The organism is Amycolatopsis sp. NPDC043885 (genome assembly GCF_056435685.1).
Window position 1 is genome coordinate 50,037 of record NZ_JBWKEA010000012.1, and the last position, 16,769, is coordinate 66,805.

Genomic DNA, 16,769 nt, shown 5'->3' on the forward strand with positions numbered 1-16,769 from the left:
AGGTTGTGAATAAACGGCTCACTCAGCGGGACGGATGTTCGAGTTGTGCCGGAACACGTTGTCCGGGTCGTGCGCCGCCTTGCCGGTGGCCAGCCGCGCGTACTTCTCCGCGCCGAACGCCGTGCGCACCCGGTCTTCGTCGTATTCGTTCATGAAGTTCAGGTAGCCGCCGTAGTTGTTGGAATGCGGCAAGAGTTCTTCCCGCAGCGCCCGCGCCCAGATCCGGTCGGCGGCCAGGAATTTCCGGTGTCGGGGCGGTGTCACCAGACCGACGACGAACCCGGGCGTCCGCGGCCCGCCGAACGCGGTCGCGTCGTCGGGCACAGTCGAGAACGTGTCCTGCAGTGGCACGATCGGCAGCACGGTCATCGGCGACGCCTTGTCCGGCAGGCGCGCGGCGATCACGTCGATGACCTTTTCGGACAGTGAGGCGACGTACAGCGACTTCTCGTAGGCGAGAATGCCCCGTGGCGCGGTCGGGTCGAGCAGTTTCTGCAGCTCCGTGTACCGCATCGGGGTGACCAGTTCGAACGCCGCGGGCAACCCGCCCCGGATCCGCTCGACCAGCCGGGCGTCCCGTTCGGGACCGTCGAAGCCCCGTCGGTCACGGCGGAACCGCTGAAACTGTGCCCGCCGCCGCGCACGGTGATCTCGAGACCCTTGTCGCGGCCGAAGGCCAGCGCGGTGACCACCGCACCGGACAGACTCCGGCGCAACGCGGTCGTTTCGGGCCGGCTACCGCACAGTCTCGATGGCGGACGCCCCGGCCCCAGGTCCGCCCGCGCGGGAAAAAGGGCGGACGAAAGGGCGAAGGCCCGGCGTTATGGGGTACGCCGGGCCTTCGCGATCTGTGTTCGACCTTTGAACCCGCGACCGCGATCGACGTCGCCAGGGGCGCCCTGCCACCGCGATAGCGAGGCCTTCGGCCGAAGCGGGTTCAGGGGGTCACGAGCACTTGGGCGCCACCGGCAGGTCCGAGCCGGTCTGCACGTAGGTGTCGGAGACGTAGTGCCCCGGGCCGATCCGGTTCCAGATGTTGCTGGTGCCGAACCTGCCGGTGACGGTCTCGCCCTCGACGTAGCACTCGATGTTGACCTTCGCGTAGTTTGCCGCGAGGCCCTTGATCGCCGCGGTGGTGCTCGCCGAGGCCCGGACGTTCATCGGGTCGCCCGCGGTGGTGATGACGCCGGTCGGGCCGGAGCCGGTCCACAGGTAGGAGACGTTGACCCAGCCGTTGTCCGTCATCTTCAGGCCGTCCCAGAAGGTGCCGTCCGCGAGGTCGATCCCCGCCGGGTTGGCCACCTTGCGGCCGAACTCGTCCTTGCCGCCGTTGTAGCCGTCCTGGTACGCCGCCTGCGCCTCGGGCTTGCCCTGCGGCAGGTTCTTCCACATCTGGCGGGTGGCCGACGGGTTCCAGTAGTCGTCCTTGGTGTTCCACGGGCCGACGTCCCACACCGGCGCGTACTCGCAGCGGCTGTTGTCGGTGCGGCAGATCCGGACGGTGTAGTTGCCGGTGTTCTTCGGCGCCAGGCCACGGCCAGAGGGGAGGGCGACGAAGTGGTCGCGGGACTTGATCACGTGGCCGTTGGCGGTGGTGCCGCCGACGAGGCCCTCGCGGGTGCCGTAGACCCGGTACGTCAGCGGGGCCGCGGCCGCGCCGATCGCGTTGACCTGCGGGCCGACATCACCCTGAAGGGTGATGTCGCTGACCTTCGCGGTCACGCCGTCGGTCACCGTGCGCAGTCCGACGCGGACCTGGACGGTGGAGACGGAGGCGGACAGGTGGGCGGCGCCGCCCTCGGTGGGCGTCCACTCCGTCCAGTCCTGGGAGTTGAGCTTGCCTCGGACGTCGACCTCGACCTCGGTGCCCTTCGGCGCGTCGGCGGTCACCTGGGCGGTGACGCGGTTCACCGGCTTCCCGAGCTTCTGCTCGGCGAGCAGCAGGTAACCCTGGCTGCCTACGGAGTCGGGTTTTCTGTGCCAGGCGGCGTTTTCCAGGCTGAGCACGCCGCCGTCGCTGCGGACGTTGACGTCGTCGCCGTCCACAGTGGACAAGTCGGCGCGCCAGCTTCCCTCGGGCGCCGCGTTCGCGGGGCTGGCGGCCAAGGCGGTGACCGCCCCCACGGCCAGCACGGCCGCCATCACCCGGCGGGCCTTAACGGTCCGGACCATTCCGGTCTCCCTTCGAGCACTCTCGGTTGCCACGAAGGGAGCTTCGCCGGGGCGTGTACACGATCGATACAAAAGCAAGTCGGCACCTGATCGCGGTGGGTGAACCCGCAATCAGGTGCCGAAGTGCGAAAAGGTCAGGCGCTCGCGGAGTCGTTGTAGGAGGCTTCGGCCGCTTCCTGCAGGCGCGAAGCGAGTGCGGATTCCTGTGGCCGCGCGGAGAGTTCCCGCCACAACGCCAGTGCGCGCTCCGAGTAGGTCCGCGACCGCTCGGGCTGGCTCAGCGCCTCGTGCAGTTCCCCGAGGAGCTGGGATACCTCGGCCTCGGACCGGCGGTCCCCGTTGCGCCGGTGCACGCTCAGCGAATTGACCAGCAGCAGCTGCGCGTGGGCCAGATCGCCGCTGTGCAGATACAACTCGCCGAGGTTCTGGTTCGCGTAGCCGACGCAGTGGTCGTCGCCGAGTTCGTTGAAGATCGCGATGGCACGGTCGACCCACTCCCGCGCGCCCGCGAGGTTGCCCTGGTGCTGGCGCAGCATGGCGAGCCGTTTCAACGCGTGCGCCTCCCGGTGCCGATCACCGATCCGGGCGGACTGGTCGAGCGCCTCGGTGAACCAGCGTTCCGCGTCGGCGTACCGGCGCCGCGCCAGCCACACCGCGCCGATCGCGATGCGCGCGACGGCCTCGCCGTGTGGATCGCCTGCCGCCGAGAACTGGTCGAGCGCCGCGTGACAGTGCTCCAGCGCGACGGTGTCCTCGCCCTTGATCCGCAGCACGGTGCCGAGCCCGGCCAGCGCGATCGCCGCGCCCCGCGCGTCGCCGATCTTGTCGAACAGCAGCTGCGACTGCTCGAACGCGATCAGGGCCTCGGCGTAGCTGTCCTGGTACAGCTGGATCTGCCCGAGGTTGCGCTGGATGATCGCCTCGCCGCGGACCTCGCCGGAGCGGCGCGCGGCGGCCAGCGCGACGGCATGGGTGTGCATCCAGTCGTCCTGGTGACCGCGCTGGTCGAAGTACGGGGCCAGCGCGGCGGCGAGACGCCAGGCCAGCGAGTCGAAACCCAGGTCGGCGGCCAGCGAGACGGCGGCGACACAGGTGTGCCGCTCGGCGGCGAACCACGCGGCCGGGTCCTCGATCAGATGCGCGGTACCCGGTGGCAGCGCGGGCTGGACGGCCGTGTCGTCCCGGTAGAGCCCGAAGAAATGGATCGGCATCCGATCCGCGGCCTCGACCGCGAGCGCGAGATAGCCCTCCAGCACCCGTTTCGTGGCGTCGCGCGCCTTCGCCGGGACGTCCTGCGCCCGGAGTTCGAGGGCGTAACACCGCAACAGGTCGTGCAGGCGGTAGCGGGGCTCGCCGGTGGCGTCCGAGCCGCTGAGCTCGACCAGATGAGCGTCCACCAGTACATCGAGGACGTCCTCACCGTGCGTGCGGCCGAGCAGGGCCGCGACCACCCAGCCGGGGAACTGGACCGAGCCGAGCCCGCCGAGGCCGCGGAACGCGGTCGCCGCCGACATCGGCAGGAGGTCGTAGCTGAGGGTGACACTGGCCCGCACGGCGAGATCTCCGACGCGGAGTTCGTCCAATCTTCGTCTTTCGTCGCGCAGCCGGTCGGCCAGCACGCGCAACGTCCAGCCCGGCCGATGGGTCAGCTTCGCCCCGGCGACCCGGATCGCCAGTGGAAGATATCCGCAGTGGCGGAGGATCGCGGTCGCGCAGTCCGGCTCCGCGGCGACCCTTTCCGCGCCGACGATGCCTTCGAGCAGCTTCGCGGCCTCGGCCTCGGGCAGCAGGTCGACGTCGACCGGGGTGGCCCCGGCCAGATCCGGCATCCGGACCCGGCTGGTGATCAGCACCGCGCAGGAACCGGCGCCGGGCAGCAGCGGGCGGACCTGCGCCGCGCTGCCGGCGTCGTCGAGGACGACGCACATCCGCAGGGTCGCGAGCCGGGAACGCAGCAACGCCGCGCGCTCCGGGAGATCACGCGGCAGTCCCGCGTCGGGGACGCCCAGCGCGCGGAGCAGCTCGGCGAGCACGGTCATCGGAGGGCGGGACGAGGACGACGTCCCGGCGAGGTCGACGTGCAGCTGACCGTCCGGGAAGTCGTCACGGACCGCGTGCGCCACCCGGATCGCGACGGAGGACTTGCCGATCCCCGGCGCCCCCGACAGCACCGCGATCGCGGGTTTTCCCTGCTCCCGGCGGTCGTGGAAGAGACCGACGAGTGCGCTGACCACCTCGTCGCGGCCGGTGAAGTCCGGCAGGTCCAGCGGCAGCTGGCAGACCGGCGTCACCGGCACGGTGAGGGCGGCGGTCACCGCGTCCTGGGTCGCGGACGGCGTGAGGACCAGCGAAGCCCGCAGTTCCCGCAGCCGCGGCCCCGGTTCGGTGCCGAGTTCCTCCGCGAGCACCTTCTCGGCCGTTTCGTAGGCCTCGATCGCGTCGGCCGTGCGGCCGTCGGCCCGCAGCGCGACGATCAGCTGCTGCCAGAGCTCCTCGCGCAGGGGATGTTCGGTGACCAGGCCGCGCAGTTCGGCGACGGCTTCGGCGGTCCGGCCGAGTTCGATCCTCGCGCGCAGGCGCTGTTCCTGGACCGCGAGCCGCAATTCCGTCAGCCGGGCGACGGTCGCGCCCCAGCCGTGGTCGTGGGGGAGACCTTCGAGGACTTCGCCGCGCCACAGCGCTTCGGCTTGATCCAGCAGGCCCAGCGCGGATTCGGCTTCCCCGTGGCCGAGCGCGTCCTGCGCGCGGGTGGCCAATTCGCCGAAGCGGATGTGGTCGATCTCGTCGGGGGTGGCTTTGAGGATGTATCCGGATGCCCGGCTTCCGATGCGCTCCCCGAGCTCGGGGTCGTGGTCGGCGAGGCGTTTGCGGAGTGAATGGACGTAGGTACGGATGTTCGCCGCCGCCGACCGGGGAGCGGACGAAGGCCACAGGACCTCGATCAGCAGTTCGGTGGAGACGACGACGTTGGGCTGGAGCAGGAGAGCGGCCAGCAGCAGCCGGGGTTTGGGCCCGCCGAGCGGCACCACCTGCCCGTCCACCGCCACTTCGAGCGGACCGAGAACGCGAAACCCGAGAATAGTCACCTAAACCGCCAATACGGCAGGAGCCCCATATCCGCCGATAATATTGCCGTCCCGCCATGGTTGGCTAGATCCATTCGCATGCATGTGCAGACAGCCGGTCGGCGTTTGTACGTGATGTGTACGACGCCGGTCGACGCTGAAGTCATGAAGCGTTCAAGTGTCCGGCGGCTCGCCGGTTTCTTTCTCGTGCTGGTGACGGCGGGCGCCTTGGGCCTCGCCGGAGCCACTCCCGCACTGGCCGCGGCCACCGGGACCGTGAAGACGGCGGGTGATCCGCTGAACGTCCGCCGCGCCCCGAGCACCTCCTCGACCGCGGTGCGCACGGTGGCCAACGGCGCCACGGTGACCATCGACTGCCAGACGGTCGGGACCTCGGTCACCGGTCCGCTGGGTACCACGACGTTGTGGGACTACGTCCCCGCGCTCGGTGGTTACATCTCGGACGGCTACGTCTACACCGGCTCGGACCAGCGGATCGCACCCGACTGCGGAGTCGGCTCCGGCAGCGCCGAATGCTCCACCGGCGTCTGCGCGGGTGAGGGGCGGTTCCGCTCGTCGGACGCGCATTTCCTCGTCTACGACAGGAACGCCGACGGCAAGTCCGCCGTGGTCGCGTACTGGCTGAAGGGTGGCGCCGGCCCGTTCTACGTCTGGGCATCCGGCGGTAACGGCACCCACGTCGACAAGGCCGTGCCGGTCGCGAAGGGATCGTGGGTCTATTACAAGGTCTGCGTCGCCGACGCCGCCGCGAATCCGACGCTCGAGGCCTGTAGTGGCGGCATCACCGATTACGCCGCGTGAAATCCCTCCCCGTTCTTTCCCCACTTCGAAAGGTTGAATTTTCATGGGCCAGGTGAATCGGCGTGCGGTACTCCTCGGTGGGGCCGCGGCGGTTTCGGCGGCGGCGTTGTCGTCGACGGTGCCTTCGTGGGCGAACGCGAGAACACTGGCGGCGGCGCCCGCCATCCACGACCCGTTCCAGCTCGGTGTCGCGTCGGGTGACCCGCTGCCGGACAGTGTCGTGCTGTGGACGCGGCTCGCTCCCGCCCCGCTGAACCCCGACGGTTTCGGCGGCATGCCGGACGCTTCATACACAGTGGACTGGGAACTCGCCAACGACCAGGCGTTCTCCTCGGTCGTGCAGAAGGGCACCGTGACCGCGGCGCGTTCCTCCGGACACAGCGTTCACATCGAACCGGTGGGCCTCGAGCCGGGACGGGAATACTTCTACCGGTTCAAGACCAGCGGCCACATTTCGCCCGTCGGCCGGACGCGGACCGCCCCCGCCGCCGGTGCGGCGGTGAACCAGCTGAAGTACTGCTTCTCCTCCTGCCAGCATTGGGAGGAAGGCTGGTACCACTCGTACAAGGGCATGCTCGCGGACAACCCGGATCTGGTGCTGTTCCTCGGCGACTACATGTACGAGCGGAAATCCGGCCGTGCCGCCGCCGACCGGAATCCGCGCAAACTGGCGTTCACCGAGGACGTGAAGACGCTCGCCCAGTACCGCGCCCGGCACGCCCAGCACAAGACCGACGCCGACCTCCAGAACGCGCACGCGATGGCGCCGTGGATCGTGGTCTTCGACGACCACGAGGTGATGAACAACTGGAACGGCACCACCAGCCCGGCGACGGACGCGCGCAAGGCCGCCGGTTTCCAGGCGTTCTACGAGAACATGCCGATCCGGTCCACCGCGAAGCCGAGCGGCGCGTCGATCCGCCTGTACCGGCAGTTCGGCTGGGGGAACCTCGCCCGGTTCCACATGCTCGACACCCGCCAGTACCGCAGCGCGCAGGTGCCGGACCCGTCCGGTTCGGCGGGCCCGTCGTGCACCGACATGCGGTCGACGTCGCGCAGCATCCTGGGCACGGCGCAGGAGGCGTGGCTGCTGAAGGCGCTGGAGACGCATCCGGCGAAGTGGGACTTCCTCGGCCAGCAGGTCTTCTTCGCCACCCGTGATGGTGACGGGAACAAGGCGACCTGTGAGAGCCCCGATTCCTGGCAGGGTTACGAGGCTTCCCGCGACCGGATCGCGAAGGGCATCGTGGACCGCAAGGTGCCGAACCCGATCGTGCTGACCGGCGACGTCCACCGGCACTGGGCGGCCGACCTGCGCCGCGACTACTTCAACCACAGCGACCCGGTGTTCGGTTCGGAACTGGTGACGACCTCGGTCACGAGCAACAGCGACACCGCGACCGATCCGTCTTCGACGTGGCTGTCGAACAACCCGCATGTCAAGTACTGCCGGGGAAAGCGTGGTTACGTGCGGGTGACGGCGTCGCAAACGCAGATGCGGGCGGACTTCATGACGGTTTCGGACACCACTGAGTACGACTTCTCGAAGGTCGTCCTGGCCGCGGACCGCAGTTACGTCGTCGAGGCGGGGAAGCCGGGACTCCAGCGGGTGTAGCGGCCTCGTGAGTGGTAAGGACGGTTCTAACCGTCCTTACCACTCACGAGTCAGGAAAGCAGGTCCACCAGCGCGTCACCGCGCGGCGTCCGGACCACGAGCACCACCTGACCCTCGCGATGCCGCTGGATCAACCCAGCCGAGACGAGCTGTTCGCAGTGGTAGGTCGCGGTGCTCGCGGCACAGGACAGCAGATTCGCGATCTCGCCCATCCGGGCGGGCTTTCCCAAGTGCCGCAACAGTTTCGCGCGGTGGGCGCCGACGACAAGGTCGAGTCCGTCGACACCGGGGGCCGGTTCGGGCTTGTCGCCGTCGAGCAGGCCGTCGAGTCCCGGCAGCGGGTAGCCGATCCAGATGGCGTCCTCTTCGTCGAGGTTGGACACCACCGAGCGGCTGCCCGCGAGCATCGGGACGAGGATCAGTTTGCGGCCACGGACGGTGTACTTCGCCGGCTCGGCGTCGGGCAGCAGCAGACAGCCGTTGCTGAACCGGAAATGGGGCCGCAGCAGGCCGAGCACCGCGTCGGTCCCGCCGCGGACCGAGGCGACGCCGATCCGTTCGATTTCGCGGTCGAGCAGGGGACGGGCCCTGCTCCAGAGGCTTTCGGTCGCCAGCCTGGTCGCGGTGAAGGCGTCCGCGAGCGAGGCGGCCCAGCGTCTCGGATGGTCGGCGGCCTGCCGCCACTGCGCGGGCACCCGATCGCCGAAGACCTCTTCCAGGCCTTTCAGGACGTCGGATTCCGTCAGCTCGCGCAGCATTTCCGCCTGGGCCGCGGCGGAACAGTCCTCGCCGGGACTGATCGGGACGATGAAGTCCGGCTGCACCGAGGTGCCGCGGCGGGCGAGTGAGCTCGCCGCACGGTATCCCTGCTCGGGGATCGCCGAACCCACCTGGCGGCGCCAGGCGGCGGGCAGGCCGCGGTCGTACCCGCCGACGACCTCGACGAGCATCGAAACCAGCGAGATGTGCGGGGAAACCGTCACACCGACCGGGATCGTGCTGGTGTCACCGAGTTCGAGCCGGGTATAAGAAGCCGGGGGCGGCGTCTCGCGCATCCGGTCGTCCCTCCTGGGAGTGGGCGTCGCAGCACGCGATGTTAGCGCCTCCGGTCAATACCCGGAATCCGGCCGGAAAACGACCGAAGGGCGCTTTCCCCAGGTCGGAAGCGGGGAAAGCGCCCTTCGGCCGGTGCGGCGACTCAGCGGGCGAGTTGCTCATTCATGATGAGGAACGCGCCGAGACCGTGGAAATCGTTGGTGTTGCGTTTACGCGCGTAGTAATACGCCGTGTCGCCGACGTTGGTGCCTTCGGAGATGTTCGAGATATCGGTCAATCCGTCGGATCCGGTCGAAACCTGGGACAAAACCCCGCGGTAGCCCTTCGCGGCCACGGGCCGGTACTCGGCGCCGATGTAGCCGCGTTCCACCGCGCGGGAGAGCAGGAAGGTGTACATCGCCGAAGCCGAGGTCTCCAGCCAGTTGTCCTTGTCGCCGCCCCGGTCGACGACCTGGAACCAGCGGCCCGAAGCCCGGTCCTGCCAGCGGGTGTACCCCGCGGCGAGGAATTTCACGACGTCGACGAGACGACGGCGCCGCGGATGGTCGCGGGGGAGGATTTCGAGGAGGTCGATCGCCGTCATGCCGAGCCAGCCGATCGCGCGGCCCCAGTGGAATTTCGAATGCCGTCCGGGGCCCGAAGACCACGGTTCCGAGCCGTCTTCGTCGTAGGCGTGGTACAGCAGGCCCTTCGCGGGCTCCTTGAGCCGGTCGAAGTAGACGCTGACGTTCTTGGCGGCTTCTTCGTAGCAGTAGGCGGCATCGCCGAAGGTCTTGCCGTACAGGGCGAGGAACGGCTGCGCCATGTACACGCCGTCCGCCCACAGCTGCCCGACCCTGCTCGTGGCGTGGAACATCCCGCCGTCGGAAGTCCGGGGATAGGACGGGAACCGGGCGCGCAACTGATCCGCCGCGGTCTTGTACTTCGCCTGCCCGGTTTCGGTGTACAGCAAGGGGAACATCTGCCCGGAGCGCATCGCGTCCAGATTGGTGAAAGTATTGGAGATCCCGCTCTCGGTGACGAACCGGTCGTACCAGGCGAGGATGTAGCCGAGGTAGGACCTCTCGCCGGTGCGCCGGTACACCATGTACTGGCCGTAGAGGTAGAGGCCGCGGGTGTAGCCCCAGCCGCCGAGGGTGGCCGGGGTGTGACGCTTCATGGTCGAGTCGACGACGGCGCGCGACCAATCCACCGGAGCCGCGGAGGCCACGCCAGGCAGGGCGAGCGCGCCGAGGGCGCCCGCGGTTCCCGCCAGCACCGTGCGCCGGGAAAGCCGTGCCACGCGAAGAGGATCTGGGGACATTCGAAGCCCTTCCTGCGCCGGGGCAACCGGGGGAGTGAGCGGCCGGGATGCCGATCCGCCGTCCGCCGGCATCCCGACCAGCCTTGGGGCGGAACTTCCTTGTGGGACAACGTGTACCCGGGTGTTCGATGGCGAGTCAAGAGAGATCCGATCTCTTACGTCATATATCAGATATGCCACTCGAATGGGCGCTCCCGGTCGCCGGGACGGTCCCGGTGGGCGGTACTCACCGGGCGGGCGTCCGCTCGCCTACGATCGGTGCGTGAACGAGCTGACCTTCCGCGGGCGCCGCGTCGCCCGGGACCGCGCCCTGGTCATGGCGATCGTCAACCGTACCCCCGACTCCTTCTACGACAAGGGGGCGACCTTCTCGGATCCGGACGCGCTCGCCGCCGTCGCCAGGGCGGTGGCCGACGGCGCGGACATCGTCGACATCGGCGGAGTCAAGGCCGGCCCCGGCGCGGAGGTCGGCGTCGAGGAAGAGATCCGACGGGTGGTCCCGTTCGTCGAGCGGATCCGCGAACTGCACCCCGGCCTGGTGATCAGCGTCGACACCTGGCGCCACGAAGTGGGCAGGCGCGCCGCCGAGGCGGGCGCGGACCTGATCAACGACACCTGGGCGGGAGCCGATCCGAAACTGGCCGAGGTCGCCGCCGAGTTCGGCACCGGCTACGTCTGCTCGCACACCGGGAACGCCGTCCCGCGGACCCGTCCGTTCCGGGTGCACTACCCGGACATCGTCGCGGACGTCGTCGCGGAGACCACGGCGCACGCCGAAGCCGTGGTCGCGCTCGGTGTCCCGCGTGAAGGGGTGCTGATCGATCCGACGCACGACTTCGGCAAGAACACGTGGCACAGCCTGGCGCTGCTGCGGCACGCGCGGGAACTGGCGGACACCGGCTGGCCGGTGCTGATGGCACTGTCCAATAAGGACTTCGTCGGCGAGACGCTCGGCGTGGAACTCGCGGAGCGGGTCGACGGCACGCTCGCCGCGACGGCCTGGGCGGTGGCTGAGGGAGCCAAGGTGTTCCGGGTCCATGAGGTACGGCGCACTCGTCAGGTGCTGGAGATGGTCGCGTCGATCCAGGGGACGCGCCCGCCCGCGCGCGCTATCCGAGGGCTGGCCTAGCCGTCCAAGGGGATGACGGCCGAAACCGTGGTGCCCGTGCCGGGTTCGCTCGCGACGGTCAGTTCGCCGCCGAGCGCGCGGACCCGGTCACGGAGGCCGTGCAGCCCGGAGCCGCCGCCGATGTCGGCCGTGCCGGTGCCGTCGTCGTGGACGTCCACCCGCAGGCCGTCGTCCTCGACGCGGATGCACACGCGGACTTTCCCCGCTCGCGCGTGTTTCAAGGCATTGGTGACGGCCTCCGAGACGACGAAATACGCCGTCGCCTCGACGGCACCGCTGAGCCGTGGCACGTCCGCGTCCGCGAGGTCGACGGCGAGCGGGACGCGGTCCAGCAGTGACCGGACCGCGGGGATCAGCCCGGCCTCGGTGAGGATCGCGGGGCGGAGCCCGCGCGCGAGTTCGCGCAGTTCGGTGACCGTGGCCTGCAGTTCGTCGATGGTGCTTCGCAGCAGTGTCGCGACGGCGGGGGTGAGCTCACTCCCGAGCCGGCGCTCCGCCATCCGCAGCAGCAGGACGACGCTGACCAGGCGTTGCTGCGCGCCGTCGTGCAGATCCCGCTCGACCCGTCTCCGCTCGTCGTCGGCGGCGGCCACGATGCGGGCACGGGAGGCCTGGACCTCGACGAGGCGTTCCTCCAGTTCCGCGGCGAGCCGCTGGTTGTCCAGCACCAGCCCGGCGGCCGCGTTGAGCGCGTCGATCGACCGGCTGTCCTTCCACACTTCGTCGTCCTGCACGAGCGCGGCCAGCCCGGTGCCGTCGCGTTCCAGCAGGAGCCGGATCATCTCCGCGTTGCCGACCCGCGCCCGCAGCACCCCGATCAGGAACGTCAGCGGCCACAGGCAGAACGAGATCCGGTAGACGTCCAGCAGCGGTTCGGAGAACGGGTGCCCGGAGCCGAGCGCGCTGCCGACCGTGGTGCTCAACGCGCCGACCACGGCGATCGCGAGGACAGGGGAGAGCAGTCGCCGCTGCGGAAGCCGTCCGGTGAGCCAGCGGTAGAGCAGCACCACCACGACCCCGCCGCCGATCAGCGCACCGACGAGCTCCAGCAGCCGTTTGACCAGCTGTTCGGCCTCCGGCGAAGCGGCGACCGCGGCGAGGTTCTTCGGATCGTCGTTGACCAGCAGACCGAGGACGGCCGACCCGAAGACCACGGCGTACGCGGAGAAGGCGAGCACTCGTTCGGAGTGTGACCGGAGCTTCCCGTGCGGGAAGGCGAGCACGAGATGCGCGATCACCGGGCTGGACGCCGCGGACAGCGCCAAACCCACCGTGTGCACCAGCGGTTGGTCGGCGAATTGCAGGTCCTCGGCGAACAACGCGAGCCCGGCCAGCGCGATGAGCAGGCCGATGGGGTTCGAGGCGCGGCGTACGTGCGCGATGGCGCCGGCGAGGAGGAAGAGGAACCCCGTCGTCGTGGACAGGGTGGTGTCGAGCACGGTGTGCGTACCGTCGGCGATCTTGAGCGTCGACGCGACGACTCCCATCCCGATCCCGGCGGTCAGTACGCCCGCCATCGCGACGGTACGAGGGTGCGTCACCACTAAGCGTGATTCGTCCGTTCGGCTCGAACCGTTACACCGTTCCTGAAACGTGGAACAGGAGTTCCGTCTGGTGTCAAGGATTCTCGGCATCTTTCCCGTCATTCGGATGGCGATGCAGGCACGTGGGTGAACATGCGACTCTCGCGCCACCACCCGAGCCAAGTCGTACCCTCCGAAAGGCGACCCTTCCGTGCGCACCCACCACAGAACCCGTTTGCTGGCCGCGGCCTTCGCCGCCTTGACCTTGGCCAGTGGGATCGCCGGGTGTTCGCGTGCCGATCGGGGCACCGAAGTGGAGCAGAAGAGCCAGGGGGCCGCGGCCGAGGTGCGCGTCGGGTACTTCCCGAACGTGACGCACGCGCCCGCGCTGATCGGGACCAAGAACGGCTTCTTCGCCAAGGAACTCGGCTCGACGAAACTCACCACCCAGACGTTCAACGCCGGCCCCGAAGAGGTCAACGCGCTGCTCGGCGACTCGCTCGACATCGCGTTCATCGGCTCCGGCCCGGCCATCAACGCCTTCACCAAGTCCAAGGGCGCCATCCAGCTGGTCTCCGGCGCGGTCACCGGCGGCGCCCAGTTGGTGGTGAAGCCGGAGATCACCGCGCCGGAGCAGCTCGCCGGAAAGAACATCGCGACGCCGTCGCTGGCGAACACCCAGGACGTCGCGCTCAAGAAGTTCGTCGCCGAGAAGAAGCTGCCCGACGTCAAGGTCACGAACCTCGACAACCCGAAGACGTTCGACGCCTTCAAGAAGGGCGAGCTCGACGGCGGCTGGCTGCCGGAGCCGTGGTCCTCGCGGCTCGTGCTCGACGCGGGCGCGAAGGTCCTGCTGGACGAGAAGACGCTGTGGCCGGAAGGCAAGTTCCCGACCACTGTCGTGATCGTCCGCAGGGAGTTCCTTCAGCAGCACCCGGAGACCGTCACCGCCATCCTCAAGGGTGAACTCGCCGCCATCGAGTGGGCGAAGACCAACCCCGCCGAGGCGAAGAAGGTCGTCAACGGCGAGCTCAAGGCGCTCGCGGGCAGCACCCTGAGCGAGACCGTTCTCGATCGCGCGTTCTCCGGCATCGAACTCGGGATCGATCCGGTGGCGTCGACCTTCAGCCAGCTCGCGCAGGACTCGGTGACCGCGGGTGTGGTGAAGTCCGCGGTGGACCTCAAGGGGTTCGCCGATTTCGGCCCGCTCAACGCCGTGCTCTCCGAGCAGGGCGAGCCCGGCGTGAACGCGCCCGGGCTGACGAAGTGACCGGAGGGGATCAGCGATGACGACCACCTTGGAGCCCGGCCTGTCCACCGGTGTCGCCGTGCGCCTCGACGGGGTGCGGAAGGCTTTCGGGCCGACCGGCCGCGCCGTCGTGGCCCTCGACGGGATGGACCTGACGGTCGCCCCCGGCGAGTTCGTCTGCCTCCTCGGCGCCTCCGGCTGCGGCAAGAGCACCCTGCTGAACCTGGTCGCCGGTCTCGACCGGCCGACGTCGGGCTCGATCACCCTGGAGACCTCCCGGCCCGCGGTCATGTTCCAGGAGGCCGCGCTGATGCCGTGGCTGACCGCGGCCCGCAACGTCGAACTGCCGCTGCGGCTCGCCGGTTTCGGCCGGGCCGAGCGCCGGGAAAAGGCGGCCGAACTGCTCGAACTCGTCCGCCTCGGTGGCGCGGGTGACAAGCGGCCGCACGAGCTGTCCGGCGGGATGCGGCAGCGCGTCGCGCTCGCCAGGGCGCTGGCCGCCACCCTGCGTGTCGGCGGTGACCCGGAGCAGTCGCTGCTGCTGATGGACGAGCCGTTCGCCGCGCTCGACGCCATCACCCGCGACGTCCTGCAGGGTGAACTGCTGCGCGTCTATCGCAGCACCGGCACCTCGGTGCTGTTCGTGACCCACGACGTCCGCGAGGCCGTCCGGCTCGGCCAGCGGGTCGTGCTGCTTTCGTCGCGGCCCGGCCGGGTCGTGCGGGAATGGCGCGACGTCCAGGCCTCCGACGCCGAGGAGCTGACGCTGGAGATCACCGGTCACCTCCGGGAGGTGATCAGTACCCATGCCGCGGCTTGACCGCCCCGAAACCGCGGCGGAAGACGCCGACGAGGCCGTCGGCGCGGGGCTCGACTCGCTCGACACCCCCACCGGGGAGCGCCGGGAAAGCCGGGGAAAGCGATTCCTGCGCGGTTTCGTGCCGCCGGTGGTCTTCCTGATCCTGGTGATCGCGCTGTGGCAGGCGCTGTGGGCCGCCGCGTTCTGGCCGGAGGCCATGCTGCCCGCGCCGCTCGCGGTGTGGGACGAACTCGTCGGCATCACCGTCGACGGAGAGATCTTCGAGTTCGTCTGGACGTCGGTGCACCGCGCCGCGCTGGGCTTCCTGATCGGCGTGGTCATCGGGACACCGCTCGGGCTGCTGGTGGCGAAGGTCCGGGTCGTCCGGGCCGCGGTCGGGCCGTTCCTGACCGGGCTGCAGAGCCTTCCGTCGGTGGCCTGGGTGCCCGCGGCGATCCTGTGGTTCGGGCTGAACGACGCGTCGATCTACTTCGTGGTCCTGCTGGGTTCGGTTCCTTCGATCGCCAACGGGCTGGTCGCAGGCATCGACCAGATCCCGCCGATCCTGCCGCGGGTGGGCCAGGTGATGGGCGCGAGCAGGCTGTCGTCCGCGCGGCACATCCTGCTGCCCGCCGCGCTGCCCGGATTCCTCGCCGGGCTCAAGCAGGGCTGGGCGTTCTCGTGGCGTTCGCTGATGGCCGCCGAGCTGATCGCGCTGTCCCCGGCGCTCGGCAAGGGACTCGGCGCGTACCTGCACGAAGGCTCGTCGTTCAACAGCATGGAGGCCGTGATGTCGGCCATCTTCCTGATCCTGCTGGTCGGGGTCGGTATCGAGCTGGTGGTGTTCCGTCCGCTGGAACGCTCGGTCCTGCGTGCGCGTGGTCTCACCGCGTCCCTTTAGGACTTTGGGCAGGCTAGCCTTACCCGCATGTCCGTTACCGGGGTGCGGGTCAAGGCGACCTTGACCGCGCTGATGATGTCGTTGCTGGTAGCCGGTTGTGGTTCTTCGCAATCGGTCGACGAGACCCTGGTGCCGCCGGAGGCCAGCGGCACCTTTCCGGTGACCGTCGAACACAAATACGGGTCGGCGACGGTCGGGAAACAGCCGTCGCGGATCGTCACGCTCGGCCTTTCCGACCACGACGCCGTGCTGGCGCTCGGGATCCGGCCGGTCGGCGCCGTCGACTGGTTCAAGGAGCGGCCGTACGGGAAGTGGCCGTGGACCCAGGCCCGCTGGGGCGACAAGCAGCCGGAGATCGTCGGAGAACGGGACGACTACAACTTCGAGAAGATCGCCGCGCTGAAGCCGGACCTGATCCTCGCCCAGTACAGCGGGATGAAGAAGGAGCAGTACGAGAAGCTCTCGCGGCTCGCTCCGGTCGTCGCGCAGCCGCCGAAGTTCGAGGACTACGCGGCGCCCTGGCAGGAGACGACCCGGATGGTGGGCCGCGCACTGGGCCTTGAGCGAAAGGCCGAGGACCTGATCGCCGGGATCGACCGGCGGTTCGCGCAGGCGCGGGCCCAGCATCCCGGGTTCGCGAAGCTGTCGATGGTCGTCGCCGACACCTTCGAGGCGGGCAAGTTCTCCGCGTTCACCACGACCGACCCGAAGATGATCTTCATGACCGAGCTGGGCTTCCGGCCCTTCGAACCGGTCAAGGCGCTGAGCAAGCCGGAGAACAACGTCGTCGAGGTCTCGTCGGAACGGTTCGATCTGTTCGACGCGGATCGCCTGGTGTGGCTGAACTCCGACGTCGGCGCGGAGGCCAGGATCCGGGCCGATCCGGTGTACCGGAAGCTGAAGGTGTCGGCGGACAAGCGGGATCTGTTCATCACCTACGAGAACCCGCCGGTCGGGGCCGCGATCTCGTTCAACACCGTGCTGAGCATCCCGTACGCGATCGAGCAGCTGGTGCCGAAGCTGGCAGCCGTCGCCGGCTCCTGACAGTTCAAGGTCGACCTCGCGTCTATGAAGGAATTGGGACATTCAACGTCCCAGTTCCTTCATGGACGGCCCCGGTGTGGCGCCTGGCCCG

General features: G+C 69.2%; 13 protein-coding genes. 7 read left to right on the top strand and 6 right to left on the bottom strand.

The features are described 5' to 3' along the window. Positions 1–18 precede the first annotated feature (18 nt). From AC069I_RS29070 to AC069I_RS29080, 3 genes are all read right to left on the bottom strand, one after another. Positions 19–543, bottom strand: coding sequence for a BBE domain-containing protein (locus AC069I_RS29070; RefSeq protein WP_478226661.1), 525 nt, complete (start codon positions 541–543; stop codon positions 19–21). Positions 544–945: 402 nt separating this feature from the next. Further along, positions 946–2,172 (bottom strand): hypothetical protein, encoded by a 1,227-nt coding sequence (locus AC069I_RS29075; protein WP_478226660.1) that lies wholly within the window; start codon positions 2,170–2,172, stop codon positions 946–948. A 134-nt stretch (positions 2,173–2,306) separates the two neighbouring features. Beyond that, positions 2,307–5,258 carry an AfsR/SARP family transcriptional regulator gene (locus tag AC069I_RS29080; RefSeq protein WP_478266839.1) on the bottom strand — a complete coding sequence of 984 codons (2,952 nt, stop codon included), beginning with the start codon at positions 5,256–5,258 and terminating at the stop codon, positions 2,307–2,309. A 144-nt stretch (positions 5,259–5,402) separates the two neighbouring features. On the opposite strand from AC069I_RS29080, the gene AC069I_RS29085 reads away from it, so the two are divergent. Next, positions 5,403–6,059, top strand: coding sequence for an SH3 domain-containing protein (locus AC069I_RS29085; protein ID WP_478226658.1), 657 nt, complete (start codon positions 5,403–5,405; stop codon positions 6,057–6,059). A 43-nt stretch (positions 6,060–6,102) separates the two neighbouring features. Continuing rightward, a complete protein-coding gene (locus AC069I_RS29090) occupies positions 6,103–7,674 on the top strand; it encodes an alkaline phosphatase D family protein (RefSeq protein ID WP_478226657.1) in 1,572 nt (523 codons plus the stop codon). A gap of 50 nt (positions 7,675–7,724) precedes the next feature. Here AC069I_RS29090 and AC069I_RS29095 read toward each other — a convergent pair whose 3' ends face one another. Then, positions 7,725–8,729 (bottom strand): winged helix-turn-helix domain-containing protein, encoded by a 1,005-nt coding sequence (locus tag AC069I_RS29095; protein WP_478266840.1) that lies wholly within the window; start codon positions 8,727–8,729, stop codon positions 7,725–7,727. A 143-nt stretch (positions 8,730–8,872) separates the two neighbouring features. After that, on the bottom strand, positions 8,873–10,033 hold the full coding sequence (locus AC069I_RS29100; RefSeq protein WP_478266841.1) for a glycoside hydrolase family 88/105 protein: 1,161 nt from the start codon (positions 10,031–10,033) through the stop codon (positions 8,873–8,875). Between the two features lie 262 nt (positions 10,034–10,295). On the opposite strand from AC069I_RS29100, the gene folP reads away from it, so the two are divergent. After that, positions 10,296–11,162, top strand: coding sequence for a dihydropteroate synthase (gene folP, locus AC069I_RS29105; protein WP_478266842.1), 867 nt, complete (start codon positions 10,296–10,298; stop codon positions 11,160–11,162). Here folP and AC069I_RS29110 read toward each other — a convergent pair. Beyond that, a complete protein-coding gene (locus AC069I_RS29110) occupies positions 11,159–12,679 on the bottom strand; it encodes a sensor histidine kinase (RefSeq protein ID WP_478226674.1) in 1,521 nt (506 codons plus the stop codon). The two genes, folP and AC069I_RS29110, sit on opposite strands and share 4 nt — an antisense overlap. A gap of 217 nt (positions 12,680–12,896) precedes the next feature. Here AC069I_RS29110 and AC069I_RS29115 point away from each other — a divergent pair, with 217 nt between their 5' ends. Genes AC069I_RS29115 through AC069I_RS29130 form a run of 4 tightly spaced genes read left to right on the top strand, consistent with a single transcriptional unit; the run spans position 12,897 to position 16,678 of the window. Further along, positions 12,897–13,955, top strand: coding sequence for an ABC transporter substrate-binding protein (locus AC069I_RS29115; RefSeq protein ID WP_478226568.1), 1,059 nt, complete (start codon positions 12,897–12,899; stop codon positions 13,953–13,955). Between the two features lie 16 nt (positions 13,956–13,971). Beyond that, positions 13,972–14,754 carry an ABC transporter ATP-binding protein gene (locus tag AC069I_RS29120; protein WP_340685061.1) on the top strand — a complete coding sequence of 261 codons (783 nt, stop codon included), beginning with the start codon at positions 13,972–13,974 and terminating at the stop codon, positions 14,752–14,754. After that, on the top strand, positions 14,741–15,634 hold the full coding sequence (locus AC069I_RS29125; RefSeq protein WP_478226567.1) for an ABC transporter permease: 894 nt from the start codon (positions 14,741–14,743) through the stop codon (positions 15,632–15,634). Before AC069I_RS29120 ends, AC069I_RS29125 begins: the two co-directional genes overlap by 14 nt. A 27-nt stretch (positions 15,635–15,661) precedes the next feature. Continuing rightward, positions 15,662–16,678 (top strand): iron-siderophore ABC transporter substrate-binding protein, encoded by a 1,017-nt coding sequence (locus AC069I_RS29130; RefSeq protein ID WP_478266843.1) that lies wholly within the window; start codon positions 15,662–15,664, stop codon positions 16,676–16,678. Positions 16,679–16,769: the final 91 nt, after the last annotated feature.

Excerpts from the sequence above, each read along its gene's own strand:
- AC069I_RS29095 (WP_478266840.1), bottom strand. The coding sequence starts at position 8,729 with ATGCGCGAGACGCCGCCCCCGGCTTCTTATACCCGGCTCGAACTCGGT.
- AC069I_RS29130 (WP_478266843.1), top strand. The coding sequence starts at position 15,662 with ATGTCCGTTACCGGGGTGCGGGTCAAGGCGACCTTGACCGCGCTGATG.
- AC069I_RS29090 (WP_478226657.1), top strand. The coding sequence starts at position 6,103 with ATGGGCCAGGTGAATCGGCGTGCGGTACTCCTCGGTGGGGCCGCGGCG.
- AC069I_RS29085 (WP_478226658.1), top strand. The coding sequence starts at position 5,403 with ATGAAGCGTTCAAGTGTCCGGCGGCTCGCCGGTTTCTTTCTCGTGCTG.
- AC069I_RS29075 (WP_478226660.1), bottom strand. The coding sequence starts at position 2,172 with ATGGTCCGGACCGTTAAGGCCCGCCGGGTGATGGCGGCCGTGCTGGCC.
- AC069I_RS29125 (WP_478226567.1), top strand. The coding sequence starts at position 14,741 with ATGCCGCGGCTTGACCGCCCCGAAACCGCGGCGGAAGACGCCGACGAG.
- AC069I_RS29110 (WP_478226674.1), bottom strand. The coding sequence starts at position 12,679 with ATGGCGGGCGTACTGACCGCCGGGATCGGGATGGGAGTCGTCGCGTCG.
- AC069I_RS29100 (WP_478266841.1), bottom strand. The coding sequence starts at position 10,033 with ATGTCCCCAGATCCTCTTCGCGTGGCACGGCTTTCCCGGCGCACGGTG.
- AC069I_RS29120 (WP_340685061.1), top strand. The coding sequence starts at position 13,972 with ATGACGACCACCTTGGAGCCCGGCCTGTCCACCGGTGTCGCCGTGCGC.